The following is a 24,956-nucleotide window of genomic DNA, read 5'->3' as shown; positions in this document are numbered from 1 at the left end:
CGTCAGATCCTCTCGATGTCTTCTCGGCCGAAGATGCCGAAGGGGCGGACCATGATGGTCAGCAGGATGATCAGCGAGGTGACGACATCGCGCGTCGAACCGCCCGCGATGCTGTCCAGATATCCGGGGATCACGGTGCCCAGCACGCCGACCAGGATGCCGCCGACGACCACGCCGGGCACCGAATCGACGCCGCCCAGGATCACCACGGCGACGGCGGGGAACAGCAGCGTGGACAGCGTCCAGTCCACCCCCTGCGACGATCCCCACAGCGCCCCGGCGACCACGGCGGCGATGCCCGCCAGGCCCCAGGAAATGCCGATGGCGCGTTCCACGGAAATGCCCACCGCCCAGCTTGACACATGGTCGTCGCTGACCGCGCGCAGCTTGGTGCCCAGCCTTGTGCGGAAGAACAGCAGCGAGGCGCCGACCAGCAGCAGCGCGATGATGCCGCCGTAAAGCGAGGTGCGGTTGATGAACACGTCGCCGACGATGATCGGCGCGAAGCCGATGCCCAGGTCGATGGGCTTGGGCGCCGATCCCAGCACGCCCGGCACCAGGCCGCGCAGCAGGATTTCGAGGCCCAGGGTCAGCATCACCACCATGATGACCGGCTGGCCGACCATCCGGCGCAGCAGCAGCCGTTCGACCACAAGCCCGAAGCCGAACATGATCGCGGCGGCGATGGGGATGGCGATCCAGACCGACAGGCCCCAGGACATCACCAGCCAGACCGCGTAGCCTGCGGTCATCACCAGGGCGCCCTGCGCCAGGTTCGGCACGCCCGCCGATTTGTAGATCAGCACGAAGCCCAAGGCGACCAGCGAATACATCAGCCCGGTCAGCGCGCCGGAAATCAGCAGTTCCAGGAAATACGCCATCACGCGGCCCCTTTCACGTCGGACAGCCGCAGCACCCGGTCAAGCGAGCCGGTCTGGCCGTTTTCATAGGTGATCTGCGCCTTGAAGTCGATTTCGGCCGCGCCCGCGTTCATCGCCTCGATGATCGGGCCATAGCGGTCGTCGATCACGTTGCGCTTCAGCTTGCGGGTGCGCGTGACCTCTCCGTCGTCGGGGTCGAATTCCTTGTGCAGATTGACGAAGCGCGCGATGGACAGGCCGTGCGGCAGATGTGCGTTCACATCGGCGATCTGGCCCGCGATCAGGTCATAGATCCGCTGCTGCTGCGACAGTTCGGCATAGGACGTATAGGGCACGCCATGTTCCTGCGCCCATTGCCCGACCGCCTGGAAGTCGATGCAGACGATGGCCGTCAGCATGTCGCGTCCCTGGCCGATGACGGCGGCGTCCTTGATATAGGGGCTGAATTTCAGCCGGTTCTCGATATAGGTCGGGATGAAGCGGGTGCCGTCGCGCTTTTCCACCACCTCGGAGACGCGGCCCAGGACCACAAGCTGCCCGTCCGGTTCGATCTGGCCCGCGTCGCCCGTGTGCAGCCAGCCGTCGCGCAGGGCCTCGGCGCTGGCCTTGGGATTCTGGAAATAGCCGTCGAAGATATTGTCGCCGCGCAGCAGGATCTCGCCATGTTCGTCGATCTTCATGTCCACACCGGGGAAGGGGCGGCCCACCGTGGTCAGCGAGATATCCTCGGGCTTCTGGGCCACGGCCAAGGCGCAGTTTTCGGTCTGGCCATAGAACTGCCGCAGGTTCAGGCCGATGGCGCGGAACCACAGGAACACGTCCTCGCCGATGGCCTCGCCCGCCGTATAGGCGCGTTTCACGCGGCCCAGGCCAAGTTGGTCGCGGATCGGACCATAGATCAGCCATTCGCCCAGCCAATGCGTCAGCCCGCCGCCGCCGGGCTTGCCGTCCAGCCTGGCGCGTTCCACCGCCATGGCGCGGGGCATGAACCAGTCATAGAGCCGGCGTTTCAGCCCGGTGGTTTCGGCGATCCCCACCTGCACGCGGGTCAGCATGGCCGACCAGGCGCGGGGGGATGCGAAATACAGCGTCGGCGCCATTTCCCGCAGGTCGTGCAGAGCGGTCTCGTTCGCTTCGGGGATGTTGACGGTGAACCGCAGTTCCATCGCCGCGCCGACCGAAAAGATGAAGTCGCCCACCCAGGCCATCGGCAGATAGGCCATGTGGACCTCGCCCTGCTGGAAATATCCGGCGGCGGCGGCGTTGCGGACCCCCGACAGGACATGGCCGTGCTTCAGCGGAATGCCCTTTGGAGCGCCGGTGGTGCCGGACGAATGCATCAGCACCACGGTGTCGTGGATGGTCGGCCGCGCGATCAGCGCCTGGGCCAGGCCGGGATCGGCCTTCAGCCGCGCCGCACCTTCGGCCCGGATGGCGTCGAAGCCCGCCACGCCCGGCGGTTCCCGGCCCGCAAGGCCGCGCGGGTCGTCATAGATCACCAGATCAAGATGCGTCCAGCGGCCCTTGGCCTCCAGCATCTTGTCGACCTGTTCCTGGTCCTCGGCCACGGCGACGCGGATATCCTCGCGCTCCATCTGCGCGGCCAGTTCCTCGGTGGGCGCGTCGGCATAGGCCGGGGACGGGATCGCCCGCAGGCAGGCCGCGCCCAGCATCGCGAAATACAGGTTCGGGCGGTTGTCGCCGATCACCATCACCACGTCGCCCGGCTTCACGCCGCGCGCTTCCAGACCGGCGGCGAATTCGGTGACGGCGCGCAGATAATCGGCCCAGGTGTATTCCTGCCAGATGCCGTGGTCGCGTTCGCGCATGGCGACCTGGTTCGGCACCTCGGCCGCATTCTGCGCCAGCCGCGCCAGGATCGTGTCCTCGGTGCGCCAGTTCGGATGCAGCGCCTGGGCCTGGGCCATGTCCACCGGATCATGCTGCATGGCGGGGCTTTCCGATATAGGCCTCGACCACGCGGGGATCGGCGATGGCTTCGCGCGCCGGGCCTTGCGCGATTTCCTGGCCGTTGTTCAGCACCAGCACCCGGTCGCAAAGCGCGGTGACCACATCCATGTGATGTTCGATGATCAGCACCGTCAGCCCCAACGCTTCCTGCGCGTCCAGGATGAAGCGGACCATGTATTCCTTTTCCTCTTGGTTCATGCCCGCCATCGGCTCGTCCAGGACCAGCAGCTTGGGTTCGGCGCAGAGCGCGCGGGCCAGTTCGACGCGCTTTTGCAGGCCCAGGGGAATCACGTCGACATGCTCGTCCCGCGCGGGGGCCAGTTGCAGCAGGTCGATCACCTCCTCGACATGACGGCGGTGTTCGACTTCCTCCTTCTGCGCCCACCAGGGATAGAAGAAGGACGCCAGCGGGTTCGGCTTCATGAAGATGTGCCGGCCCATCAGGATGTTGTCCAGCACGCTCATCCCGTGGAACAGCGCGACGTTCTGGAAAGTGCGGGCCACGCCCATCCCGGCGATGCGGAACGGCTTCAGCCCGTTGATCCGGGTGCCGTCCAGGGTGATGCGGCCTTCCTGCGGCGGATAGAAGCCGGTGATGGCGTTGACCAGCGTGGTCTTGCCCGATCCGTTCGGCCCGACCAGGCCGAAGATCTCGCCCCGCTGCACCGCGACCGAGACGTTCTTCAGCGCGACCACGCCGCCGAACCGGCGGACGACATTGTCGCAGACAAGCATGTGATCGCCCTTCATGCGGGCAAGCGTCCGTTCAGTCCGCGCATGGCTGTCCTCCCAAACAGTCTGCTGGCCGGTCCTCTGCCGACCCGGATGGGAAAAGGCTAGCATCGGATTCGTTTTTCGGTAAACCGAAAAGAATGGCAAAGTTTTTTCGGGATTCCTGAAATGCACCCCAATCTGGTCGATCACCTGCGGGCCTTCTGCGCCATCGCCGACGGCGGCAGCCTGACGGCGGCGGCCAGGGACTTGCGGCGTCCGATCTCGTCCGTCAGCTATTCGCTGGCCCAGCTGGAAAGCCAATGCGGCTTTCCGCTGCTGGGGCGGGGCACCAACCGGGCCGAGTTGACCGAACGCGGCCGCGTGCTGCTGGCCGAGGCGCGCAGCGTCGTCGAACGCGCCCGCAGCTTCACCACCCATGCCGAATCGCTGGAGAAGGGAGAGGAAACGCGCCTGCGGGTGCTGGTCGACGTGCTGTTTCCGCGCGCGGATCTGAACGACGCGCTGCGGGCCTTTTCGGCGGATCACCCGCATGCGCGGTTCCAGTTCTTCAATTCGTCGCTGGCGACGCTGTGGGACGACCTGCGCGGCGGCGGCATCGACTTCGCCCTGACGCTCGCCGCCGCGATCCCCTCCGACATCGCCGCCCGCCACCTGGGGACCGAGACGCTGGGTCCGGTCTGCGCCGCCCATCACCGGCTGGCCGCGCTGCCGCAGCCGCTGGCGATGCGCGCCTTCGACCGGGAACGGCAGATCTATTACGTCGGATCGCCGCAGATCGACATGGAGCGCGTGGGGCGGCTGTTTTCCACCGATGTCTGGACCGTCAACGATGTGGAATCGATCAAGTCGATGGTCGCGGCAGGGCTGGGCTGGTGCTTTTCCGCCAGCCGCACCTTCGAGCCGGAAATCGCGCGCGGCGAGGTGGTGCGCCTGACCTGCGAGGACATGCAGTTCCACCCGGTCCGCACCGTGGTGGTGGCCTGGCCCGCGCATCGCCGCCCCGGCCCGCTGGGCAGGCAGATGGTGCAGGCCCTCGCCGACCAGTTCGGCCAGGGCGCCGCCGATGTCAGGCCAGAAGCCCGGTAAAGCGCAGCATCGCCTTGAGGCTGTCGATCGGCTGGGACGGCCGGAACAGGCTGGGCGACCAGCGATGCCCGTCGATCCGCGCGTTCCAGTATGAGCCGGCGTCGTTCACGACCAGCCCTGCCAGCGTGTTGGCGACCAGATGGCTGCCAAGCGCGCCCAGGTGGTTGCCGCCGACCAGCTCGGCCTCGCGCAGGACATAGAACCACAGGGGGGTGGCCGCATCCAGGCCGGGGCCGGTCAGGAAATCCCGCCCGTCCGCTACCTGCTGCGGGGTCAGGGCCGGGATCGGACGATACAGGCCGGTGGCGTTGATGGCCTGGATCAGCCCCTGGGCGGACGGGATGTTCAGCCGGTATCCGCGCCGCAGGTTGCGCATCGCCAGGCGCTTCATCACCGCCGGGGTGGCGGGCTGGTTGATCATGTCGTCCAGCGGCGGGGCCAGATGCGTGTCGATTCTGCGGGCCGAGCGCAGGGGCGTTTCGGCATGGACGAAGCGGTCCCATTCGATCACCCAGTTGCCGGGCAGGGCGGACTTGGGATCGGCCGTCAGGGGCGAGGGCATACCGCCGCTGCCGGTGAATTCGAACAGCTGCGTGAAGCTGGCGAAGGGCAGGATCTGCGCCGATCCGGCCGCCGCCGTGCCGAAGAAGCGGTTATGGTCGTAACCGCCGCGCACCATCGAATGCCCGAAGCGGAAGCCCGCGACCGAAAATTCCAGCGGCATCGGCATCCGGGCGGGATCGGCGGGCGGATTGGCGGCCAGGAATTCCGCGTAAAGCGGCGCGCCGGTGGCCAGAACCTCGTCCACCACATCGCCTGCGCAGATCGCCGGCAGGAAAGCGTTCAGGACCAGCCACTGGTAATGGAAACGGGTCAGGCGGCGGGCTTCCTCGAAGTCGTTGCCCAGATCGACCAGCCGGTTGTGCAGGCGCAGGAAGGCCACATGCAACTGCGCCACCAGCAGGTTTTCGTCGTTGCGCCCGTCGCCGATGATCGCCCGCGTGCGGATCGGGCCGCCGGCATCGACGAAGTTGGCGCGCAGATCCGCGGGCAGTGCGTCCAGTTCCGCTTGCGTCACAAGGCCCCGGTCCATCAGGAAGCCCAGTCGCAGCAGGTCGGCGGCGGGATCGGCGGGCAGGGGCGGGCGGCCATCGCCGGAATCGGCGGTCGCGCCCAGGCGCATCTTGTCGGCGAATGCGGGGTGGCGCATCAACCCCGCCAGCTTCGTGGCAAAAGCCCCCTGGCCGGGGGAATCGCCATACAGGCTGTCCAACGCCAGCGTCCCGTCGCGCAGGTTGTCCAGGCCGCTTTCGACCTGCATCCGGTCCATGGGGGCGATGTCGCCGGCGATTTCGGACAGGCCCGCGACCTCGCGGTCGGTATTGGCGGTGATGTCGTGGTCGATGAACTGGCCGAAATAGGTCAGGATCGGCGCGACCGACCCATCGGCCGGCCCCGCCGCTTCAATCGCCATGCTTTCGGCAAGCTGGTCCAGAGCCGCCAGCGTTGCCGGGCCTTCGGGCAGGCCGGGCGCGTCGCGGAACAGATAGCGAAAGGCCCCCGGCGCGGCGGACAGGGTCCGCAGGCCGCCTGCCTCGGGTCCGGGGACCGCCCCGTCCACCACGGCGGACAGGGGCTTCACATCCAGGTGTTCCATTTGGGCGGCGGGGTTTTCCAGGACCGCCGCGCCACCCGTGGGGACGGCGGCAGGGGCGGGCTGCGGAACGGCGGTGTCCTGGACGATCCGCGTTCCGTGGCTGAGCGAGAACAGCATCTTGAACTCCGGGCAATCGTGATCACAGCGGCGCGAAGGGGTCGCGCCGGACAACAGGGCCGCAATGATGCGGTTTGGCGGGACTATTCCGGCGCGATCCTGTTTCAGCCCGGAATGAAAATCCCATTCAAATAAATAACATTAATTCGGAATTGAATCCACAAATAAAGAAACGGAATATACTGAAGCATTGTTCAATATATTCCGTCTCTCTCAATAAGGAATTTCAGTCGGTTCGCGGGCGCGGGACGGTCAGACCGCGCGCTGCGTCCCGTCCTCGCGCCGCAGGGCGGGCAGGCCGACCCCGGTCGCGTCGAATCCGCCGTCTACGGCCAGGGTCTGGCCGCTGACGAAGCTGGCCTTGTCGGAACACAGGAAGACGATGGCCTCGGCGATCTCGCGCGCCTCGCCGTATCGATTGAGCGGGATGGCGTCGTAATAGGCGCTGATGATTTCCGGCGCGTGGACCGCCATCGCCAGCTTGGTGCGGACCGGGCCGGGGGCCACGCAGTTGACGCGGATACCCTGTTCGCCCAGCTCGGCCGCGAATTGCTTGGTCAGGTGGATCACGGCCGCCTTCGACGTGCCATAGGCCACCCGCAGCGTCGACGCCCGCAGCCCGGAAATCGAGGCGATGTTGACGATGGCGCCTTTGGTCTTGGCCAGTTCCGGGATGGCGGCCTGGGTGCACAGGAACACGCCGTCCAGGTTGGTGGCCATCACCTCGCGCCACTGGTCGAAATTCGTCTGGTTGGCGCGGGAAAACAGCGCCACGCCCGCGTTGTTCACCAGGGCGTCGACGCGGCCGAAACGGCTGACCACGCTGCGGATCACGCCGTCCACGCTTTGCGGGTCGGAAATGTCGGCCTCGATCGGCAGGACGTTTGCGATGTGATCACAGGCGCGGTGGAGTTCCTCGGCATCGCGGTCCACCACGGCGACGCGCCAGCCCTGCTCCAGGAAAATTTCGGTCGCGGCCAGGCCGATGCCCCGCGCGCCCCCGGTCACGATGGCAACCTTTGCGTCCTGCGTCATATGTTCGTCCTTTCGATCAGCAGTTCCAGCGTCACGCCGATCGGGTTTTCCCCGCATGTCAGCGCGCCGCGCATGATGGTGCCCGCGATGTCCACGACCTCGATCGGGACATGGGCACGGCCCTGGATCAGGGTCGCCCCGTCCAGCCGCAATTCGGTGGCGTGGCAGTCCATGCGGCTGCCATCCGCGAAACGGATATGGTCGATGCTGCCCACGCCGTGCAGGCGGGCATCGGTGATGCCGTGCCGGGCAGCCAGCGTTTCGATGGCTGTGATCACATCCTCGCCGGGCAGGATCCGGGCCAATAGGCCAGGACCATTGCCGCCGCCCTGCGGGGTGAACAGGGTGAAGGCGGTTTCGGCGTCGGGCAAGGCCTCGAACCAGGCATCCGGGGCGCCGATCCCCGATGCCGGGGCATCCGCCGCCAGGATGCTGTCGAAGGGCAGCAGATGGCCCATCGTGCCTGCCCAGGTGCCGTGGCAATGCAGGAAGGGCGCGCCATCCTTCCAGCCGACCGTGGCGGTCGCGTGGGCGATGGTCACCGGCCCCTCCGGCGCATGGGTATCGGAATACCAGGCCGCATGGATGCCGTCGGTCGAGGGCGCGGGCAGGACGAAGCGCAGCGGGTCGCATACCGCGCCGTCCAGCCAGACCACGCCGCCCTTGCAGCCCGCCTGCGCGAACAGATCGCCCACCGCGTCCATCACCGTCTGTCCCGCGCGCAGCACCCCCGACAGGGGCCGCAGATCCGCGCGCACGGCAACCGCGCGATCCGCCGCGCGCGGGCCGGGATGGATCATCCTCATGCCGGGGCCCTCATGCCGGGGTCTTGTCCAGCAGCCCGCGCGCCTCGATTTCTTCGCGGATCATCTTCTTGGTGATCTTGCCATAGGCCGATTTCGGCAGGCTGTCCCAGAACAGGAACCGCTTGGGCATCTTGTAGCGCGACAGCTTGCCGTCGAGGAACGCCGCCAGTTCCGCCTCGGTCACCGGGGCGTTCGCCACGCAGACCGCCCAGCCGATCTCGCCCCACAGCGGATCGGGAAGGCCCAGAACCGCGACCTCGCGGATGGCGGGGTGGGTGAGGATCTTCTCCTCGATCTCTCGCGGATAGACGTTGGAGCCGCCCGAGATGAACATGTCTGACTGCCGCCCGGTGATATAGACGAAGCCCTGGTCGTCCATGTGTCCCAGATCGCCGGTGCGGAACCAGCCGCCGCGGAATGATTTCGCGTTGGCCTCGGGGTTCTGGTAATAGCCCGCGAAGACGGCGGGGCCGATGCAGCAGATTTCCCCGGTCTCGCCCGGCGCGACCTCGCGGCCCTGTTCGTCCTGGATCTGGATCTCGATCCCCGTCCGGGCATGGCCGCAGGTGCCGATGCGGGCGGTGGGGCCGTCTTCGGCCTGATGCAGATGGGCGGGCAGGACGGTGATGTTGCCGGTCACCTCGCCCAGACCGAAATACTGGACCAGCACCGGACCCAGCGTGTTCAGCGCGCGCTGCTGGTCCACCCGGTACATCGGCGCGCCTGCATAGATCACATAGCGCAGCGACGATGTGTCGGCCCCGGCGGTCGAGGGGTGTTCGACCAGCAGCTTCAGGATCGTCGGAACGGTGAACATGGTCGACACACGCCATTCCCGCACCAGATCCCAGACTTGCGCCACGTCGAAACGCTCGGTCGGCAGCAGCACGGTCTTTACCCCCCGTGCCACCTGGGTCAGCTGATGGACCCCCGCGCCGTGCGACAAGGGCGCCACCACCAGCGAGGCGTCCGCCCCTGTCAACCCCGGCATCAGGTCGGCCAAGTGGTTCGTGACGACAAAGGCCATCTGCCCATGCGTCAGGACCGAGGCCTTGGGCCGCCCCGTGGTGCCCGAGGTGAAGAAGAACCAGCAGGGATCGTCGCGGTCCACGGCGGCAACCTGCGGGCGCTGGCCCAGGTGGTCGGCTGTGATCCCATCGACGGACGGCCCGAAATCCGCCGCGCCGAAGGCCAGCGTCGTCACGCCGCAGGCGGCCGCGTGTTCGGGAAAGCTTGCGTTGCAGAACATCAGCGTCGCGCCCGAGGCTTCGGTCAGATAGGCGACCTCATCCGGCGTCTGGCGGAAGTTGGCGGGCACCCAGACGCCGCCCGCGCGCCAGACCGCGAACATGGCCTGCATCATCTCCATGCAGTTCTGCGACTGGCACATCACCCGGTCGCCCTTGCGCAGCCCGAAGCGGGTCTGCAAGGCATGGGCCAAGGCATCGGTACGGGCGTCCCATTCGGCCCAGGTCCAGCGGGCATCGCCCATCACCAGGGCCACGCCATCCGGGTCGCGCCGCGCCGCCTGCGCCAGGAAGGTCGCAAGGTTCATCACGCGGGTGGAGACGGGGGCCAGCCCGCCCACGGGGTCGGTCATCGCGCGCGCTCCAGGATCGAGCAGTAGTTGGCGACCGCCGTGCCGCCCATGTTGAAGACCCCGGCCAGGGTCGCGCCGGGCACCTGCATCCCGCCCGCGTCGCCCATCAGCTGCATCGCGGCCATGACATGCTGGCTGACGCCGGTCGCGCCGATGGGATGGCCGCGCGATTTCAGCCCGCCGGACGGGTTCACCGGCAGCGCGCCGTCGATCCGCGTGGTGCCTTCGCGGATCACGCGCCAGCCCTGGCCGCGCGGGGCAAGGCCCATCGCCTCGTATTCGATCATCTCGGCGGTGGTGAAGCAGTCGTGGGTTTCCACCAGAGACAGATCAGAGATCGCCAGCCCCGCCTGATCCAGCGCCTGCCGCCAGACCCGGTGCGCGCCCGCGAATTCGGTTGGATCGCGGCGCGACAGCGCCAGCATGTCGCCCGCCTGCTGGCGCGCGCGGAAGCGGATGGCGCGGGTCAGCCCCTCGGCCACCTCGGGCGCGGCCAGCACGATCGCCGCCGCGCCGTCCGACACCAGCGAGCAATCGGTGCGCCGCAGCGGCCCGGCGACCAGAGGGTTCTTGTCGGACGGCGTGTTGCAGAAGGCCAGATCGAAGGCCTTCTGCATATGGGAATAGGGATTGCGCGCGCCGTTATCGTGGTTCTTGGCGGCGATCATCGCCAGTTCCTCGGACTTGTCGCCGTTTCGCTGGAAATAAGCGTCGGTGATGCGGCCGAAGACGCCCGCGAAGCCGCCCGGCGTGTCGCCTTCCTCTGCGACGTAACTGGCCGACAGCAGCACGCCCCCCACATCGGCGATGGGAATGGCGGTCATCTTTTCCGCGCCGATCACAAGCGCCACCTTGCCGCGCCCGGATGCGATGAAATCCGCCGCCGCATACAGCGCCGCCGACCCGGTGGCGCAGGCGTTTTCCGTGCGCATGAAGGGCACGCCCGCCAGTTCGGGGCTGCCCATGGCGACAAGCGCGCCCTGAAAGTCCTGGCGCTGGAAGCCGTTGTTGTAGACGCCGGTGAAGATGCCGTCCACGGCATCGGGGGCGATCCCCGCGTGGTCCAGCGCGGGCAGCGCGACCTCGGCCATCAGGGCCATGGTATCGGGCGCCTCGGCCTTGCCGAATTTCGTATGCGCCCAGCCGACGATCAGGGGTTCGTTCATGGCGTGGTCCTTTCGGTGTCAAGATCGGCAAGGCGTCGGGCGATCAGCCCGGCCTCGCGGTGCAGCGCGGCGGCCAGATCGGCCTGCCGCGCCGGGGTCATGCGGTTTTCGATGGCAGCGATGGACAGCGCCCCCGCCGGGCGGCCGTCGGGCCAGGGGATCGCCACGCCCAGGCCCCAGGAACCGGCGACGATCCGGCCGGGGTTCAGCGCGTGGCCCTGGGCGCGGGCATAGGCCAAGTCCTCCAGCAGCACGGGCATCAACTCGCCCACCAGCGGCGCGACGCGGGCCAGCAGCGCCGCCGCTTCAACCTCGGGCAACGCGGCCAGGATCGCCATGGCCCCCGCGCCGACGCCTGCGGGTTTGCGGTCGCCGCGCATCAGGGCATGGGTGCGGACCGGGAAATCGCCCTCGATCCGTTCCAGGCACAGGGTATGGTCGTCCTGCGGCACGGTCAGCAGCACGGTGTCGCCGGTATCCCCCGCCAGCCGGATCATGGCGTCGCGGGCATGGTGCAGGATGCCGTGGCGCTCGGCGGCGAAACCCGCCAGCAGATAGGTTTCCGGCCCCAGGTGATAGCGCCGGGTTTCCCGGTCCTGTTCGACCAGCCGTGCCGCGCCAAGCGCCAGCAGCAGCCGCCGCGCCGTGGGCCGCGCCAGGCCCGAGGCCGCCGCCAGCTGCGACAGCCCCAGGCCCTGTGCCCCGCCCCGCCCCACCAGGGACAGCAGCGACAGCGCACGCGCCACCGCCTGCGTTCCGCCAGTGTCAGCCGGGGCGGGTTCGTCGCGCATCAGGCAAGCTGCCGTCCGATGGCGGCTTCCAGGATGGCCCAGGCCTCGTCGCCATAGGTCTTCTTCCATTCGGCATAGAAGCCCGCCTCGCGCAGCTTGTCCTCGAAAGCCTTGGGATCGGCGTCGTTGAAGACGAAGCCCTGGGTTTCCAGGTCGGTCTTCAGCGTCGCGTTCATCGCGGCGATGTCCTCGCGCTGTTTCAGGGCGGCGGCGTTGAAGTTGTCGGCAACGGCGGCCTGAACGTCCTCGGGCAGGGCGTTCCAGGCGCGGCGGTTGCCCAGCATCCAGAAGCCGTCCCACATGTGGTTGGTCATCGAGCAGTATTTCTGCACCTCCCACAGCTTCGCGACCTTCATGATCGCCAGCGGGTTTTCCTGCCCGTCCACGATGCCGGTCTGAAGCGCCGTATAGACCTCGGCGAAGTTGATCGACGCGGGGGCCGACCCGAAGGCCGTGAACAGCGAGGTCCACAGCGGCGACACCGGCACGCGGATCTTGAAGCCCTCCAGGTCGGCGGGCGCGGTGATGGGCTTCGTGGAGGAGGTGATCTGCCGGAAGCCGTTGTCCCAGATCTTCTCCATCACCACGAGGCCCGCGCCCTCGATCTGGCCGCGCTCATAGGCGCCCAACTCGCCGTCCATGGCCTTCCACACGGTGTCGTAATCGGGGAAGGCAAAGCCCACGCCGTTGATGGATGCGTTCGGGACCAGCGTGGACAGGATGATCGGCGACAGCTGGAAGAATTCCACCCCGCCCGACCGCAGCTGTCCCAGAACGTCGGTATCCGCGCCCAGCTGGTTCGACGGGAAGATCTGCAAATCGAAGCGTCCGCCGGTGGCTTCCAGGATGGCCTTCTGCGCCTCGGCCAGGCGGACGTTGCTGGGATGGTCCAGCGGCTGGTTGTTCGCCACCTTGTAGCTGAATTCGGCGGCCATCGCCGGGCGGACCCGGATGAAGGGCGTGGCAAGCGCGCCTGCGGCGGCGCCCAGCATGATGGTGCGGCGGGTGATGGTCATTGGGGTTTCCTCCCTCCCAGAAGGTTCAGTTTGAAAGCAACGCGGTCGAGAACCAGGGCACGGCGGCGATGGCCAGCAGGCCCACCATCAGCGCGGCCAGATAGGGCCAGATCTTCGCCATCACCTGTTCGGCGGGCACGTTGGCGATCTTGCAGGCGATATAGAAGCCGATGCCGATGGGCGGGGCCATCAGGCCGATGTTCATCGCCGTGACGATCACCATGGCATAATGGATGTCGTGGATCCCCAGGCCGCGCGCGATGGGGAACATGATCGGCGCCAGCAGCACGATGGCGGGCAGGCCTTCCAGCACGCAGCCCAGCACCAGGAAGATCAGGATCGAGGCGCCCATGAACACCGCCCAGCCGCCCGGCAGGCCCGTCACCAGCACCATCAGGTCGCGCGCGAAGCCCGATTGCGTCAGCGCCCAGGCCATGGCGGACGCCGCGCCCAGGATCAGCAGGATCGCCCCCGACATGGCGGCGGTTTCCACCAGCATCGTGCCGGTGCGCCGCAGCGGGATGCCGCCATACAGCACCGCGCCGATGATGAAGGCGTAAAGCGTGGCGATGGTGCTGACCTCGGTCGCGGTGGCGACGCCGCCGCCGACCAGGCTGCGGATCATGAAGGGCAGCACCAAGGCGGGCGCGGCGATCAGGGCGGTCCTGCCGATCACGGACAGGGGCGCGCGGCGCACGCCCTCCATCCGTTCGCCACGGGCCTTCCAGCGGGCCAGCACGGCCAGCACGACCAGCAGCACCATGGCGATGGCGAAGCCGCTGGTGAACAGCCCGGCGATGGACACGCCCGCCACCGATCCCAGCACGATCAGCACGATCGAGGGCGGCACGGTATCGGCCATCGCCGCCCCGGTCGCCAGCAGCGCAGTCATTTCCGGCGCGGAATGGCCCCGGCGGCGCATTTCGGGAAACAGCGCGGGCGCGACCGTCGCCATGTCGGACACCTTGGACCCGGAAATCCCCGACACCAAGAACATGGATCCCAGCAGCACATAGCTCATCCCCGCCTTCACATGGCCGAACATGGATGCCAGGAAGCTGACGATGGCGCGGCCCATGCCGGTCGCGTCCAGGATGCAGCCCAGCAGCACGAAGACCGGCACCGACAGCAGGATCAGCGACGACATGCCTTCGTCGATTCGGCCCATCATCACGAAGACGGGCGCGTGGCTGGCGAAGGTCAGATATCCCAGCGTGGCCAGCGCGAAGCAGAAGGCGATGGGCACCCCCACCGCCAGCAGCCCGCCCGCGAACAGGCCCAGGAACAGCGGCAGGTTCCAGTTGCCAAGCGCCAGCACGGCGGGTTTCGCCCACCACAGCCCGGCCACGATGGCGCCCGCCACCAGCAGCGTGCCCAGGATCGTGCCCCATTCGCGGGTGCGGACCACGGACAGCACCATCAGCAAGGCCATCAGCCCGATCCCGGCGGGCAGGGCGGATGCGCGCCAGGACATCGGGATCTGCAAGGCGGGCGAGGTGACGAAGGATTCCTCGTAGGCGTATTCGACCGCGACCGGGAACAGCCGCACCAGCAGCACGCAGACCAGCACGCTGCCCGCGATCTCCAGCACGCGGGACAGCCGGTCGGGCAGCAGCGGCAGGAACACCGTCAACCGCATGTGTTCGTGCCGGTCCACGGCCAAGGCCGCGCCCAGCATCGCCATCCAGATGAAGGTGATCGAGGCGACCTCGTCCCCCCAGATCAGCGGCTTGTGCAGGACATATCGGAAGAAGACATTGGCCAGCACCATCACGATCATCACGACCAGCAGCCCGGCGGCGGCGATCTCGACCGGGCGCATCCAGGTCTCGGCGCGCTTGGGTTCGCTCAGCGCCTCGATGCCGCCAAGCGCCAGTTCGGCGTCCTGCGCCTCGGTATGGTGCATCTGTCGTCCCCCCTTCGCGGCGGTCGCAGCCCCTCCCGGCTGCATGGGAGTCCATATTGTGGACAGCCCTCGCCTTGTCTTTCATCAGGAAATAAGCAGGGTCCGCGGCGGCGGGCAACCATTATCTTGCGAAAGCCGCTGAAATTCCGACGCGCCATTCCATCACGTGGATATCCGCGGCGGCGTTCCTGTCCTGATGCGGAACGATATGGCGGATCAAGGCCTTATATGACCACCCCCCGGACCCTGGCGATCCAGTGAAGAGAGATTGATGACACACGGAAACCACCCTCCTGCCGAGCCGAAATGGAACCTTGTCGGCCCCGGCCTGGTCGTCGCCGCGACCGGCGTGGGCGCGGCGGATCTGATCGCCACCACCGTTGCGGGCAGCAAATACGGCTATGCCCTGCTGTGGGCGGTGGTCGCGGGCTGCATCATGAAGGTGATCCTGGTCGAGGGCGCGGGCCGTTACACCCTTGCCACCGGCAACACCATCTTTGAAGGCTGGTCCAGCCTGGGCCGTTGGACCCATTGGTATTTCGGACCCTATATCGTCATCTGGGGCTTCGTCTACGGCGCCGCCGCAATGGCGGGGACAGGGCTTGCGCTGTATTCGCTGCTGCCCTTCGGCAGCGTGGCGGCCTGGGGGATCGTGTCCGGCCTGCTGGGCCTGGCCCTGGTCTGGTCCGGCCGCTACGACCTGTTCGAGAAGGTGCTGACCGCCATGGTGATCCTGATGTTCATCACCATGCTGCTGGCCGCCATGCTGACCCTGCCGAACCTGGCCGAGATCGCGGCAGGCCTGGTCCCCGTGATCCCCGAGGGCGCGATGATCAACGTGTTGTCGGTGGCGGGCGGCGTCGGCGGCACGATCACGCTGGCGGCCTATGGCTATTGGCTGCGCGAAAAGGGCTGGACCACGCCGCGCTTCATGAGGGTGATGCGGCTGGACAATGGCATCGCCTATCTGGTGACGGGGATCTTCGTCATCTCGACCCTGATCGTCGGGGCCGAGCTTCTGTATTCCGCGCAGATCGCCATCGGCAGCGGCGACCAAGGCATGGTCGATCTGGCAGGCGTGCTGGCCGACCGTTACGGCGCCTGGATGGGCAAGCTGTTCCTGGTGGGCTTCTGGGCGGCGTCGATGTCGTCGCTGGTGGGCGTCTGGAACGGTGTCAGTCTGATGTTCGCGGATTTCTTCGGCCATGTGCAGGGCAAGCCGCATGACCATCCCGACCGGCTGTCGGGCGGGCGATACTATAAGTTCTATATCGTCTGGCTGACGATCCCGCCGATGGTCATGCTGTTTTTGGGCCAGCCGGTCTATCTGATCCTGGCCTATGGCGTGCTGGGCGCGCTGTTCATGCCCTTCATGGCAATCACGCTTCTGTGGATCCTGAACACCGCCCGAACCCCCGCCGAATGGCGCAACGGGCTGGTGGTCAACATCATGATGGGCCTTTGCGCACTGACCTTCGCCGCCTTGGCGGTAGACCAGCTGCGCGGCGCCATCATGCGGGTTCTGTAAGGGCTTGCCCCGGCGCGCGGGCGGCCGCGCGCCGGGGTTTCTCAGCCGTCGATGCGGGCCAGGGGGGCGCCGAAGCCCAGCACCTCGCCCGCCTTGGCGGTCTGGCTGATGCGGCCCGCGCGATGCGCCTCGACGCGGGTCTCCATCTTCATCGCCTCCATCACTGCGATCACCTGGCCCGGCTCGACCTCCGCGCCGTCCTCGACCTGCCAGGCGGTCAGGGTGCCGGGGACCGGGGCGGTCACGACGGCGGCGTCGGCCTGGGGCGCGGCGGCTGGCGCGGGATCGGTTGCGCGGGGGGCGGCGGCCATGATTCCGGCGGGCAGGCCCAGTTCATGGCGCTTGCCGTCGATCTCGATGGCGACGCGCAGCAGCGCCGGGGCCTGTGCGGGCGTCACGCGCCCATGGGGGGCCAGGGTGTCGGCGAAGTCGGTCTCGATCCAGCGGGTATGGACGGCGAAGCGGTCATCCTCGGCGCGGAAATCGGACGCTTCCAGCACGGCGCGGTGGAAGGGCAGGACCGTCGCCACGCCCTCGATGCGGAACTCGGCCAGGGCGCGGCGGGCGCGGGCGATGGCTTCGGCGCGGGTGGCGCCGGTCACGATCAGCTTGGCCATCATCGAATCGAAGCTGCCGGGGATGACGGACCCGGCGGCCACGCCGCTGTCCAGCCGGATGCCCGGCCCCGAGGGCGGATCGAAGCGGTCCACCGGGCCGGGCGTGGGCAGGAAGCCGCGCGCCACATCCTCGGCATTGATGCGGAATTCGATGCTGTGCCCGCGCGTGTCCGGCACGCCGTCATTGGCCAGCCTGGCCCCGCGCGCCACCGCGATCATGCCGCGCACCAGGTCGATGCCGGTGGTTTCCTCGGTCACGGGATGTTCGACCTGAAGGCGGGTGTTCACTTCCAGGAAGGAAATCGTGCCGTTGGCCGACAGCAGGTATTCCACGGTCCCCGCGCCGCTGTAGCCCGCATGGGCGCAGATCGCGCGGGCGCTGTCATGGATGCGCTGGCGCTGTTCGTCGGTCAGGAACGGGGCGGGCGCTTCCTCGACCAGCTTCTGGTTGCGGCGTTGCAGGGAACAGTCGCGGGTGCCAATCACCTTGACGGTGCCGTGGCGGTCGGCCAGCACCTGCGCCTCGATATGGCGGGGGCGGTCCAGGAACTGCTCGATGAAGCATTCGCCGCGGCCGAAGGCGGTCAGCGCCTCGCGCGTGGCCGAGGCGAACAGTTCCTCGACTTCCTCCAGCCGCCAGGCGACCTTCATGCCGCGCCCGCCGCCGCCGAAGGCCGCCTTGATGGCGATGGGCAGGCCGTGCCGGCGGGCGAAGGCCAGCGCATCGGCGGGCGTTTCGACCGGGCCGGGCGTGCCCGCGACCAGCGGCGCGCCGACCGCTTCCGCGATGCGCCGGGCTTCGATCTTGTCACCCAGGGCGGTGATGACGGCAGGGTCGGGCCCGATCCAGATCAGGCCCGCATCCTGCACCGCCTGCGCGAAACCGGCGTTTTCGGACAGGAAGCCATAGCCCGGATGGATCGCGTCCGCGCCGGCGCGCCGGGCGATGGCAATGATCTTGTCCCCGTCCAGATAGGTGTCCGCCGGGCTGTCGCCGCCAAGCGCGAAGGCCTGGTCGGCCATCCCGACGAAGGGGGCGTCGCGGTCGGCATCGGCATAGACGGCGACCGTTTCGATTCCCTCGTCGCGGCAGGCGCGGATGACGCGGACGGCGATTTCCCCCCGGTTGGCGATCAGCAGACGGCTCAGGGGCAGGGTCGGGCCGGTGGCGAAGATGGTCATGGCGTTGCCTCGATGTCCTGGAAGGGGGCGGCGGCGGTGAATCGGATCCGCGCGCCGGGGGGGATCTGGCCTGCCAGATCCAGCGCGGACGGCAGCAGGGTCGCGATCACCGGATAGCCGCCGGTCAGCGGATGGTCGGCCAGGAACAGCACCGGCTGGCCGGAATGGGGGATCTGGATGGCGCCTGTCTCGGTGCCCTCGGACGGCAGTTCGCGCGCATCGTTGCGGGTGACGGCGGTGCCCTCCAACCGGATGCCGACGCGGGACGATTGGGGCGTGACCAGCCAGTCCTGGGACAGGAACTGCGCGATCATGTCCGGGGTGAACCAGTCGGCGCGGGGGCCGAGGGTGACAGGCAACTCAACCGTGTCGCCGGGCTTCGGCAGCGCAGGCTGATCCTCGGGCGCGCCGATGGCGGCGGCGGAACGGTTCGCGGCATAGAGCCGCGCCCCGGCGGTCAGCGCCTGGGGACCGACGAAGGCCAGCGTGTCGGTCGCCGCCGACCCCAGAACCGGGGCCACGTCGAACCCGCCGCGCAGCGCCAGATAGCTGCGCATTCCAGAGGCGGGAGGCGGGATCAGCACCTCGTCCTCCGCATCCAGCGCGAAGGCCGTGGGCAGGGCCTGCCCGTCCAGCGTGGCCCGGCCCGCGCCGGTCAGCGCCAGCGTCACCGGCCGTTCCGCCCGCAGCCGCACGGGGCCCAGCGTGATCTCCAGCACCGGCGCGTCCGAGGGGTTGCCCACAGCGCGGTTCGCCCGGCGCATCGCCCCCATGTCCAGCGCACCGGATGCCGAGACGCCCTGCCCGCCCTGCCCCGGCCGCCCCTCGTCCTGAAAGACGATGGGAAAGGCGGTCTGCACCACGGTCAGCGCGGGTTGACCCTGCGGTTCCGGGATCGCGGCAGAGGGATGCACCTTTGCCGCCCCTTCGACGAAGCGGGCGCGGATGCCGGGGCGCAGCAGGGCGGGCGGGTCGCGGGACAGATCCCACATCGGCACCTTTGTCGTGCCGATCAGCTGCCAGCCGCCGGGCGTGTCCTGCGGATAGACGCCGCAGAACCGCGCGGCCAGCGCCACCGACCCCGCCGGGATCCTGGTGCGCGCCGCGGGGCGGCGGGGCACATCGAAACGCGGATCGTCGCCGGTCATGTAGGCGAAGCCCGGCGCGAAGCCGCAGAAGGCCACCTGCCAGGTGGCGGCCTGATGGGCGGCGATGACCTCGGCCACGGTCAGGTTCATGTGGGCCGCCACATCGGCCAGATCCTCGCCGTCATAACTCATCGGGATCTCGACCGTCTCGACCGGGCCTTCCGCGCGGAGCGTGCCCGGCGCGGGCTGGCGCGCCTGGATCGTCGCCGCCAGGGCGCCATCGGCGGCGAAACCCGGCGCTACGCGAACCATCAGCGTGCGGGCGGCGGGGATGATCTCGGCCACGCCGTCGATGGGATCGCCCAGCAGCGCGTCGAACAGCGCCAGCGTTTCGTCCAGGCCGGCCAGTTCCACCAGCAGCGTGCGCGGTCCCACGGGAAGGAAGCGCATCGTCACACCTGCCACTGGCTGTCGGGGATGTCGGTGACGAACATGTGTCCCGGCGCATGGGTGATGGCGAAGGGCGGTTTCGAGGCCATGACGGCCGCCTGCGGCGTGACCCCGCAGGCCCAGAAGACCGGCACCTCTCCCTCGCGGATCTGGACCGGATCGCCGAAATCGGGGCGCGACAGATCCGGGATGCCCAGGCCGCCGGGGTCGCCGACATGGACCGGGGCGCCGTGGACCGCCGGGAAGCGGCCCGAGATCATCGCGGCCTCGGCCACGCGATCCGCCGGGATCGGGCGCATCGACACGACCATCTGCCCGTGCAGCCGCCCGGCGGGACGGCAGGCGCGACTGGTCAGATACATCGGCACGTTGCAGCCCTGGGCGATATGGCGCACCTCGATCCCGGCCGCCTGCAAGGGCGTCTCGAAGGTGAAAGAGCATCCGATCAGGAAGGTCACCAGATCGGGATGCTCGGCCCAGGCCTCGGTCGCGTCGGCCACCTCATCGGCCAGAAGCCCGCCGCGCCAGATGCGATACAGGGGAATGTCGGTGCGCAGATCGGCGCCGGGCGCCAGCGCGGCCTGGTGGCTGCCGGGATCGGTCACGTCCAGCACCGGGCAGGGCTTGGGGTTGCGCTGCGCGAACAGCAGGAAATCCCAGGCCCAGTCGCGCGGCAGAGAGATCATGTTGCACTGCGTAAAGCCCGGCGCCATCCCGGCGGTGGGCGCGACGGTGCTGCGGCAGGCCAGGCGGGCGGCGGCGGCGCTTGCGGGATCGGGACGCATCAGACCGCCCCCGCGAAGGGGGCGATGGTGACGCCGCCCGCCACCAGCTCCTCTCGGATGCGGCGGGCCATGTCCACCGCGCCCGCGCTGTCGCCATGCACGCAGATGCTGTCGGCGGACAGGCGCAGGGTCGATCCGTCAACGGCCTCGATCACGCCCTCGGTCGCAAGGCGCAGCATCCGCGCGGCCACGGCATCGGCGTCGTGCAGCACCGCGCCCTGTTCCCGGCGCGACACAAGCTGGCCGTCCGGCGTATAGGCGCGGTCGCCGAAAGCCTCGGCCACCGTCGCCAGCCCGGCATCGGTGGCGCGCGACAGGATCGGCGCCCCGGCCAGCGCCATCAGCACCAGCGAATCGTCGATCTCGCGGATCGCGGCGATCACCGCATCGGCCTGGCGCGCGTCGTTGGCAATGGTGTTATACAGCGCCCCGTGCGGCTTCACATAGCTGACCCGCGTTCCCGCCGCCTGTGCTATCCCCTGCAAGGCGCCGATCTGATAGATGACATCGGCGGTCAGTTCCGCCGAGGTCACGTCCATGGGGCGGCGCCCGAAGCCCACCCGGTCGGGATAGGACACATGCGCCCCGACCGCCACGCCCCGCGCCGCCGCCTGCGCCACCGTGGCGCGGATGGTCAGCGGGTCGCCCGCGTGAAAGCCGCAGGCGACGTTGGCGGAACTGACGATGCCCAGCATCGCTGCGTCGTCGCCCATGGTCCAGGCGCCATAGCCCTCGCCCAGGTCGCTGTTCAGGTCGATGGTTCGCATGTGTTTCCCCCTTTTACAGGCCCAGGAAGGCGAAGATCGCGCCGAAGGACCGATAGCCCATGTACCAGGTCAGCGCGCAGACGATGGCGCTGAGGATCAGCAGCGGCCGGTTGTAGCGGTGCCCGCCCATCAGGTCGGATCGCGCGAAGCCGACATAGGTGAAGATCGTCAGGCCGATGGGCAGGATCAGGCCGTTGAAGCCGCCCACGAAGACCAGCAGCGCGGCGGGCGCGGTGCCGATGGCCACGAACACCGCCAGCGACACGCCGATGAAGATCACCGTGGCGATGTTGCGGCTGCGCTCGGTCATCTCCATGAAGGCCACCAGGAAGCTGACCGAGGTATAGGCCGCGCCGATGACCGAGGTGATGGCCGCCGCCCACAGCACCACGCCGAAGATCCGCATCCCCCAGTCGCCAAGCGCCGCGGCGAAGGCCTGCGCCGCCGGGTTCGCGGCCTGGCTGGACAGATCCAGCGTCACGCCCGAGGCGACGACGCCCAGGATCGCCAGGAACAGCACGAAGCGCATCACGCCGGTGACGGCGATCCCGGTCAGGGAGGCGCGGGTGACGGCGGCCAGGTGCTGTTCGCCGACCAGCCCCTTGTCCAGCAGCCGGTGCGCGCCGGAATAGGTGATATAGCCGCCCACGGTGCCGCCGACGATGGTGGTGATGGTCGGAAAGTCGATCACCGCCGGAAACACGGTCTGGCGCAGCGCCTCGCCCACCGGCGGGTTCGAGGTGACGGCGACGATCACCGTCATCACGATCATCAGGATGCCCAGCCCGATCAGCGATCGGTCCAGCAGCAGCCCGGCGCGCTTCGACAGGAACACCCCGATCGCCAGCAGGGCCGAGATGGCGCCGCCGATCTTCGGATCCAGGCCGAACATGGCGTTCATTCCCAGGCCCGCGCCCGCGATGTTGCCGACGTTGAAGGCCAGCCCGCCGATCATCACCAGCACCGCCAGCAGATAGCCCGATCCGGGGATCGCGGCATTCGCGGTCTCGGAGGCGTTCTTCCGGGTGAGCGCGGTGATGCGCCAGATGTTCAGCTGCACCACGAAGTCGATCAGGATCGAGGCTAGGATCGCAAAGGCGAAGGCCGCGCCCAGCTTGCCGGTGAAGGTCGCGGTCTGGGTGATGAAGCCCGGCCCGATGGCCGAGGTCGCCATCAGGAAGATCGCCGCCAGGAACCCGCCCCGCAGGGTGGCATTGGCGGCCGTGGGAACGGCGGTGGCACTCATCAGTCATGCTCCTGCTGCAAGGAAGGGTGGCGTTTTCGGAATGACTGAAAAGTGAAGCCAGGATGACAGGCTGTCAACGATTATCTGACATATCTGCCGTGATTGTTGAACAAAAGAACGGGAAAGAGCCTTCGAAATAAGCATCTGAACTGCCGGAGGGGCGGAATCTGTTCGCGGAACAGGCTTTGAAAAGCCCCCGATTCGGGCCGCATCGCCTTGCCTGTCCTGCCGGGGGCGTCCATCCTGCGTCTTGGGATATTGGGGCGGAAGATGACGACGGATCTGACCGGGCTTGCCGAGGAAACGGCCTCGCGGCTGCGCAACGACATCACCGGCGGCGCCCTGCCGCCGGGTCAGCGGCTGTCGGAAACCCGGCTGGCCGCCGAACTGGGCGTGTCGCGCAATACCCTGCGCGAGGTGTTCCGCCTGCTGACGCGCGAGGGCCTGTTGCGGCACGAACCCAATCGCGGCGTGTTCGTCGCGGTGCCGTCGATGGCCAGCATCGTCGACATCTACCGCGTGCGGCGGCTGATCGAGGTGCCCGCGCTTGCCCATGCCTGGCCCCGGCACGAGGCCGTGGCGCAGATGCGCCTTGCCGTCGAAAAGGCCCGCGCCGCGCGCGAGATCCAGGACTGGCGCATGGTCGGCAGCGCCAACATGGAATTCCATGCCGCCATCGTCGCGCTGACCGACAGCGCCCGGTTGCAGGGTTTCTTTGCGCAGATCATCGCGGAATTGCGGCTGGCCTTCGGACTGCTGGACAGTCCGGAACGGCTGCACGAACCCTATATCGATCGCAACGCCCGGATCCTGGACTTGTTGGTCGAGGGGCAACAGGACCAGGCAGCGGCCATGCTGGCGGGGTATCTGGACGAATCCGAACGCGTGGTGCTGGCCGCCTTCGCCCGGCTGGGCTGAGGCGCGTCAACCCGCGCTTGCCAGCATCGCCTTGTCGTCCGCCAGGGTTGCGGCGGCGGGGTCGGGCAGGCGAAAGCGCACCATCTGCCGCCCGGCGCCCAGCTTCGTGACCGCCCAGCCCAGCAACTGCCCCTGCGGCCCCGCCATCAGGCCGGTGTCGCGCAGTCCCGTCTCGGCCTGGGTCAGCCGCGCGCCCAGGGCCGCGACACCCGATCCCGCCTCGGCCCCGGCCTGCCAGCAGGCCAGCGCCTCGGGCAGGCTTTCGGCGCCGGGCCACAGCTCGCGATAGGGGCGGTTCGACATGATCACCTGCCCATCCTGGCCGAACACCGCCACCGCGTCGCCCAGGCCGTCCAGGATGCTGTGGCCCAGCGTCATTTCGGCTCGGAAGCGGCGCGTCAGGCTCATTTCCGAGGTGATGTCCTCGAACAAAAAGGCCACGGCGCCGTCGGGATGCGGCCTGCCGGTCACGCGATAGGTCTGGCCGCCCGGCAGGGACCATTCCTCGACATGGTGGCCGGTGGCGGCGGCGCTTTCCAGATCGCTCATCTGCTGGCGCCAGCTTCGGAAATCCTTGGGCTCGGGGACCATCCGCAATTCGCGCAGCTTGTCCAGGAGGTCGAACAGCGTCGGCCGCGCGGTCAGGAAGCCGGTGGGCAGGTTGGTCAGGTCGATCAGCGCCGGGTTGAACAGTTGCAGATGCCGCTGCCGGTCGAAGATCGCCAGTCCGATGGGCAGGTCGGCGAAGGTCTTGGTCAGCGTCTGCACGAATTCCCGCAGGGATCGTTCGGCGCGCACGGCGGCATCGGCGGGCAGCGCGAACATCATCGTCTGATCGCCGGCCGGGTGGCTGTGGCAGTCGTACCAGAACACCGCCCCGTTCTGGGTCAGCGAGGCGCGCCGCGTCCGCGTCCCGGCGCCCGGCACCGGGCGCGGCGAATCCAGCAGGCGCGGCAGTGGCCAGCCGATGGGCTCGTCCGCCTGCGCCTCGGCCTTGCGCAGATAGGCGGCGTTGGCCCAGGTCACGCGTTCCTCGGCATCCTGGCGCCAGACCAGCATCGGCGTCTGGTCCAGCGACCGGCGCAACAGGTCCAGCTCCTCCTCCATCGCCTGCTGGGACATCGAATCGACGACGATTCCCGCATATTCCGCCTGGGGGTCGGTGATGGTGACGCGCAGCAGATCCGAATCGATCTGTTCGACCAGCAGCCTCAGGGTGGCGCTGCCGGTGCCGGATTGGCCCAGGCATTCGAAGCGGCCTGCCCGGCCGATGCGCGACAGCCCGTCGATGGCGTCGGGAAAGCGCGGGCCGATCCATTGCAGCAGCCGCGTCCATTCGCTTTCCGGCGCCGAGATGCGGTCCAGAAGCGCGCGGGCGGGCGGCGTCGCGTCCATCAGGCGCTGGCCCCGGAACAGCAGCACCATCGGCTTCAGGCTGCCGTCCAGGCCCTGCGGCAGGCGCGCCCCGCGCCGCCCCGGACCCCTGTCCCACCACCGCAGCAGCGCGACCGCCAGCAGGACCGAGGCGGTGCCCGTCAACACCGCCAGAAAGACCAGCCCGATACCGTGCAGGGACATCAGAAGCTCCTTCGCGTTTGGACAACCTTA

The 24,956-nt window shown here is 68.4% G+C and carries 20 protein-coding genes; 3 read left to right on the top strand and 17 right to left on the bottom strand.

Annotated features, from left to right (window positions below; translation table 11 throughout):
- Window positions 1–2 precede the first annotated feature (2 nt).
- From ACTJI6_RS00290 to ACTJI6_RS00280, 3 genes are read right to left on the bottom strand one after another with little or no spacing between them, the layout of a single operon-like run.
- Complete coding sequence (locus tag ACTJI6_RS00290; protein WP_126153520.1) at window positions 3–881, bottom strand: branched-chain amino acid ABC transporter permease; 879 nt, start codon at window positions 879–881, stop codon at window positions 3–5.
- A complete protein-coding gene (locus ACTJI6_RS00285; RefSeq protein WP_440796809.1) occupies window positions 881–2,830 on the bottom strand; it encodes an AMP-dependent synthetase/ligase in 1,950 nt (649 codons plus the stop codon). The genes ACTJI6_RS00290 and ACTJI6_RS00285 overlap by 1 nt, the downstream gene beginning before the upstream one ends.
- Complete coding sequence (locus ACTJI6_RS00280) at window positions 2,820–3,587, bottom strand: ABC transporter ATP-binding protein (RefSeq protein WP_440796807.1); 768 nt, start codon at window positions 3,585–3,587, stop codon at window positions 2,820–2,822. Before ACTJI6_RS00280 ends, ACTJI6_RS00285 begins: the two co-directional genes overlap by 11 nt.
- Before the next feature lie 165 nt (window positions 3,588–3,752).
- Between ACTJI6_RS00280 and ACTJI6_RS00275 the strand changes: the two genes are divergently transcribed.
- Window positions 3,753–4,673 (top strand): LysR family transcriptional regulator, encoded by a 921-nt coding sequence (locus ACTJI6_RS00275; protein ID WP_126153523.1) that lies wholly within the window; start codon window positions 3,753–3,755, stop codon window positions 4,671–4,673.
- Here the strand turns inward: ACTJI6_RS00275 and ACTJI6_RS00270 are convergent.
- From ACTJI6_RS00270 to ACTJI6_RS00235, 8 genes are all read right to left on the bottom strand, one after another.
- Window positions 4,654–6,447, bottom strand: coding sequence for a peroxidase family protein (locus ACTJI6_RS00270; protein WP_440796805.1), 1,794 nt, complete (start codon window positions 6,445–6,447; stop codon window positions 4,654–4,656). The two genes, ACTJI6_RS00275 and ACTJI6_RS00270, sit on opposite strands and share 20 nt — an antisense overlap.
- A gap of 252 nt (window positions 6,448–6,699) precedes the next feature.
- A complete protein-coding gene (locus ACTJI6_RS00265; protein WP_440796803.1) occupies window positions 6,700–7,482 on the bottom strand; it encodes an SDR family NAD(P)-dependent oxidoreductase in 783 nt (260 codons plus the stop codon).
- Window positions 7,479–8,288 carry a PCC domain-containing protein gene (locus tag ACTJI6_RS00260; RefSeq protein ID WP_440796801.1) on the bottom strand — a complete coding sequence of 270 codons (810 nt, stop codon included), beginning with the start codon at window positions 8,286–8,288 and terminating at the stop codon, window positions 7,479–7,481. The genes ACTJI6_RS00265 and ACTJI6_RS00260 overlap by 4 nt, the downstream gene beginning before the upstream one ends.
- A 10-nt stretch (window positions 8,289–8,298) precedes the next feature.
- Complete coding sequence (locus ACTJI6_RS00255) at window positions 8,299–9,888, bottom strand: acyl-CoA synthetase (RefSeq protein WP_440796799.1); 1,590 nt, start codon at window positions 9,886–9,888, stop codon at window positions 8,299–8,301.
- A complete protein-coding gene (locus ACTJI6_RS00250; RefSeq protein WP_440796798.1) occupies window positions 9,885–11,054 on the bottom strand; it encodes an acetyl-CoA acetyltransferase in 1,170 nt (389 codons plus the stop codon). Before ACTJI6_RS00250 ends, ACTJI6_RS00255 begins: the two co-directional genes overlap by 4 nt.
- Complete coding sequence (locus ACTJI6_RS00245; protein WP_440796796.1) at window positions 11,051–11,845, bottom strand: IclR family transcriptional regulator; 795 nt, start codon at window positions 11,843–11,845, stop codon at window positions 11,051–11,053. The genes ACTJI6_RS00250 and ACTJI6_RS00245 overlap by 4 nt, the downstream gene beginning before the upstream one ends.
- Window positions 11,845–12,861: a TRAP transporter substrate-binding protein gene (locus ACTJI6_RS00240; RefSeq protein ID WP_440796794.1), complete on the bottom strand. Its 1,017-nt coding sequence runs from the start codon at window positions 12,859–12,861 to the stop codon at window positions 11,845–11,847. The genes ACTJI6_RS00245 and ACTJI6_RS00240 overlap by 1 nt, the downstream gene beginning before the upstream one ends.
- Window positions 12,862–12,886: 25 nt before the next feature.
- The gene (locus tag ACTJI6_RS00235) at window positions 12,887–14,767 is read right to left on the bottom strand and encodes a TRAP transporter large permease subunit (protein ID WP_440796792.1); all 1,881 of its coding nucleotides are present in this window, start codon (window positions 14,765–14,767) and stop codon (window positions 12,887–12,889) included.
- A gap of 271 nt (window positions 14,768–15,038) precedes the next feature.
- Between ACTJI6_RS00235 and ACTJI6_RS00230 the strand changes: the two genes are divergently transcribed.
- The gene (locus ACTJI6_RS00230) at window positions 15,039–16,295 is read left to right on the top strand and encodes an Nramp family divalent metal transporter (RefSeq protein ID WP_440796790.1); all 1,257 of its coding nucleotides are present in this window, start codon (window positions 15,039–15,041) and stop codon (window positions 16,293–16,295) included.
- A gap of 41 nt (window positions 16,296–16,336) precedes the next feature.
- Here ACTJI6_RS00230 and ACTJI6_RS00225 read toward each other — a convergent pair whose 3' ends face one another.
- The 5 genes from ACTJI6_RS00225 to ACTJI6_RS00205 are packed head-to-tail and all read right to left on the bottom strand — an operon-like array spanning window position 16,337 to window position 22,430.
- Window positions 16,337–18,094, bottom strand: coding sequence for an acetyl/propionyl/methylcrotonyl-CoA carboxylase subunit alpha (locus ACTJI6_RS00225; protein ID WP_440796788.1), 1,758 nt, complete (start codon window positions 18,092–18,094; stop codon window positions 16,337–16,339).
- Window positions 18,091–19,632: a carboxyltransferase domain-containing protein gene (locus ACTJI6_RS00220; protein ID WP_440796786.1), complete on the bottom strand. Its 1,542-nt coding sequence runs from the start codon at window positions 19,630–19,632 to the stop codon at window positions 18,091–18,093. The genes ACTJI6_RS00225 and ACTJI6_RS00220 overlap by 4 nt, the downstream gene beginning before the upstream one ends.
- Window positions 19,633–19,634: 2 nt before the next feature.
- Entirely contained in the window at window positions 19,635–20,417 is a 783-nt protein-coding gene (locus ACTJI6_RS00215; protein WP_440796784.1) for a putative hydro-lyase, read from the bottom strand.
- A complete protein-coding gene (locus ACTJI6_RS00210; RefSeq protein WP_440796782.1) occupies window positions 20,417–21,184 on the bottom strand; it encodes a LamB/YcsF family protein in 768 nt (255 codons plus the stop codon). The genes ACTJI6_RS00215 and ACTJI6_RS00210 overlap by 1 nt, the downstream gene beginning before the upstream one ends.
- A gap of 13 nt (window positions 21,185–21,197) precedes the next feature.
- Window positions 21,198–22,430, bottom strand: coding sequence for an NRAMP family divalent metal transporter (locus ACTJI6_RS00205; protein ID WP_440796780.1), 1,233 nt, complete (start codon window positions 22,428–22,430; stop codon window positions 21,198–21,200).
- A 270-nt stretch (window positions 22,431–22,700) separates the two neighbouring features.
- Between ACTJI6_RS00205 and ACTJI6_RS00200 the strand changes: the two genes are divergently transcribed.
- Entirely contained in the window at window positions 22,701–23,348 is a 648-nt protein-coding gene (locus ACTJI6_RS00200; RefSeq protein ID WP_440796778.1) for a GntR family transcriptional regulator, read from the top strand.
- A gap of 6 nt (window positions 23,349–23,354) precedes the next feature.
- Here the strand turns inward: ACTJI6_RS00200 and ACTJI6_RS00195 are convergent, their stop codons facing one another.
- Window positions 23,355–24,926 carry a PAS-domain containing protein gene (locus tag ACTJI6_RS00195; protein ID WP_440796776.1) on the bottom strand — a complete coding sequence of 524 codons (1,572 nt, stop codon included), beginning with the start codon at window positions 24,924–24,926 and terminating at the stop codon, window positions 23,355–23,357.
- Window positions 24,927–24,956 lie beyond the last annotated feature (30 nt).

This window comes from Paracoccus sp. 22332, assembly GCF_052045125.1.
Classification (GTDB): Bacteria; Pseudomonadota; Alphaproteobacteria; order Rhodobacterales; family Rhodobacteraceae; genus Paracoccus; species Paracoccus haematequi_A.
The sequence above is the reverse complement of the archived record's forward strand: the minus strand, read 5'-3'. Positions and strand labels throughout refer to the sequence as shown.

Bases quoted from the DNA above. Each gene is read 5' to 3' on its own strand.
- ACTJI6_RS00290 (WP_126153520.1), bottom strand. From the start codon at position 881: ATGGCGTATTTCCTGGAACTGCTGATTTCCGGCGCGCTGACCGGGCTG.
- ACTJI6_RS00285 (WP_440796809.1), bottom strand. From the start codon at position 2,830: ATGCAGCATGATCCGGTGGACATGGCCCAGGCCCAGGCGCTGCATCCG.
- ACTJI6_RS00280 (WP_440796807.1), bottom strand. From the start codon at position 3,587: ATGCTTGTCTGCGACAATGTCGTCCGCCGGTTCGGCGGCGTGGTCGCG.
- ACTJI6_RS00275 (WP_126153523.1), top strand. From the start codon at position 3,753: ATGCACCCCAATCTGGTCGATCACCTGCGGGCCTTCTGCGCCATCGCC.
- ACTJI6_RS00270 (WP_440796805.1), bottom strand. From the start codon at position 6,447: ATGCTGTTCTCGCTCAGCCACGGAACGCGGATCGTCCAGGACACCGCC.
- ACTJI6_RS00265 (WP_440796803.1), bottom strand. From the start codon at position 7,482: ATGACGCAGGACGCAAAGGTTGCCATCGTGACCGGGGGCGCGCGGGGC.
- ACTJI6_RS00260 (WP_440796801.1), bottom strand. From the start codon at position 8,288: ATGAGGATGATCCATCCCGGCCCGCGCGCGGCGGATCGCGCGGTTGCC.
- ACTJI6_RS00255 (WP_440796799.1), bottom strand. From the start codon at position 9,888: ATGACCGACCCCGTGGGCGGGCTGGCCCCCGTCTCCACCCGCGTGATG.
- ACTJI6_RS00250 (WP_440796798.1), bottom strand. From the start codon at position 11,054: ATGAACGAACCCCTGATCGTCGGCTGGGCGCATACGAAATTCGGCAAG.
- ACTJI6_RS00245 (WP_440796796.1), bottom strand. From the start codon at position 11,845: ATGCGCGACGAACCCGCCCCGGCTGACACTGGCGGAACGCAGGCGGTG.
- ACTJI6_RS00240 (WP_440796794.1), bottom strand. From the start codon at position 12,861: ATGACCATCACCCGCCGCACCATCATGCTGGGCGCCGCCGCAGGCGCG.
- ACTJI6_RS00235 (WP_440796792.1), bottom strand. From the start codon at position 14,767: ATGCACCATACCGAGGCGCAGGACGCCGAACTGGCGCTTGGCGGCATC.
- ACTJI6_RS00230 (WP_440796790.1), top strand. From the start codon at position 15,039: ATGACACACGGAAACCACCCTCCTGCCGAGCCGAAATGGAACCTTGTC.
- ACTJI6_RS00225 (WP_440796788.1), bottom strand. From the start codon at position 18,094: ATGACCATCTTCGCCACCGGCCCGACCCTGCCCCTGAGCCGTCTGCTG.
- ACTJI6_RS00220 (WP_440796786.1), bottom strand. From the start codon at position 19,632: ATGCGCTTCCTTCCCGTGGGACCGCGCACGCTGCTGGTGGAACTGGCC.
- ACTJI6_RS00215 (WP_440796784.1), bottom strand. From the start codon at position 20,417: ATGCGTCCCGATCCCGCAAGCGCCGCCGCCGCCCGCCTGGCCTGCCGC.
- ACTJI6_RS00210 (WP_440796782.1), bottom strand. From the start codon at position 21,184: ATGCGAACCATCGACCTGAACAGCGACCTGGGCGAGGGCTATGGCGCC.
- ACTJI6_RS00205 (WP_440796780.1), bottom strand. From the start codon at position 22,430: ATGAGTGCCACCGCCGTTCCCACGGCCGCCAATGCCACCCTGCGGGGC.
- ACTJI6_RS00200 (WP_440796778.1), top strand. From the start codon at position 22,701: ATGACGACGGATCTGACCGGGCTTGCCGAGGAAACGGCCTCGCGGCTG.
- ACTJI6_RS00195 (WP_440796776.1), bottom strand. From the start codon at position 24,926: ATGTCCCTGCACGGTATCGGGCTGGTCTTTCTGGCGGTGTTGACGGGC.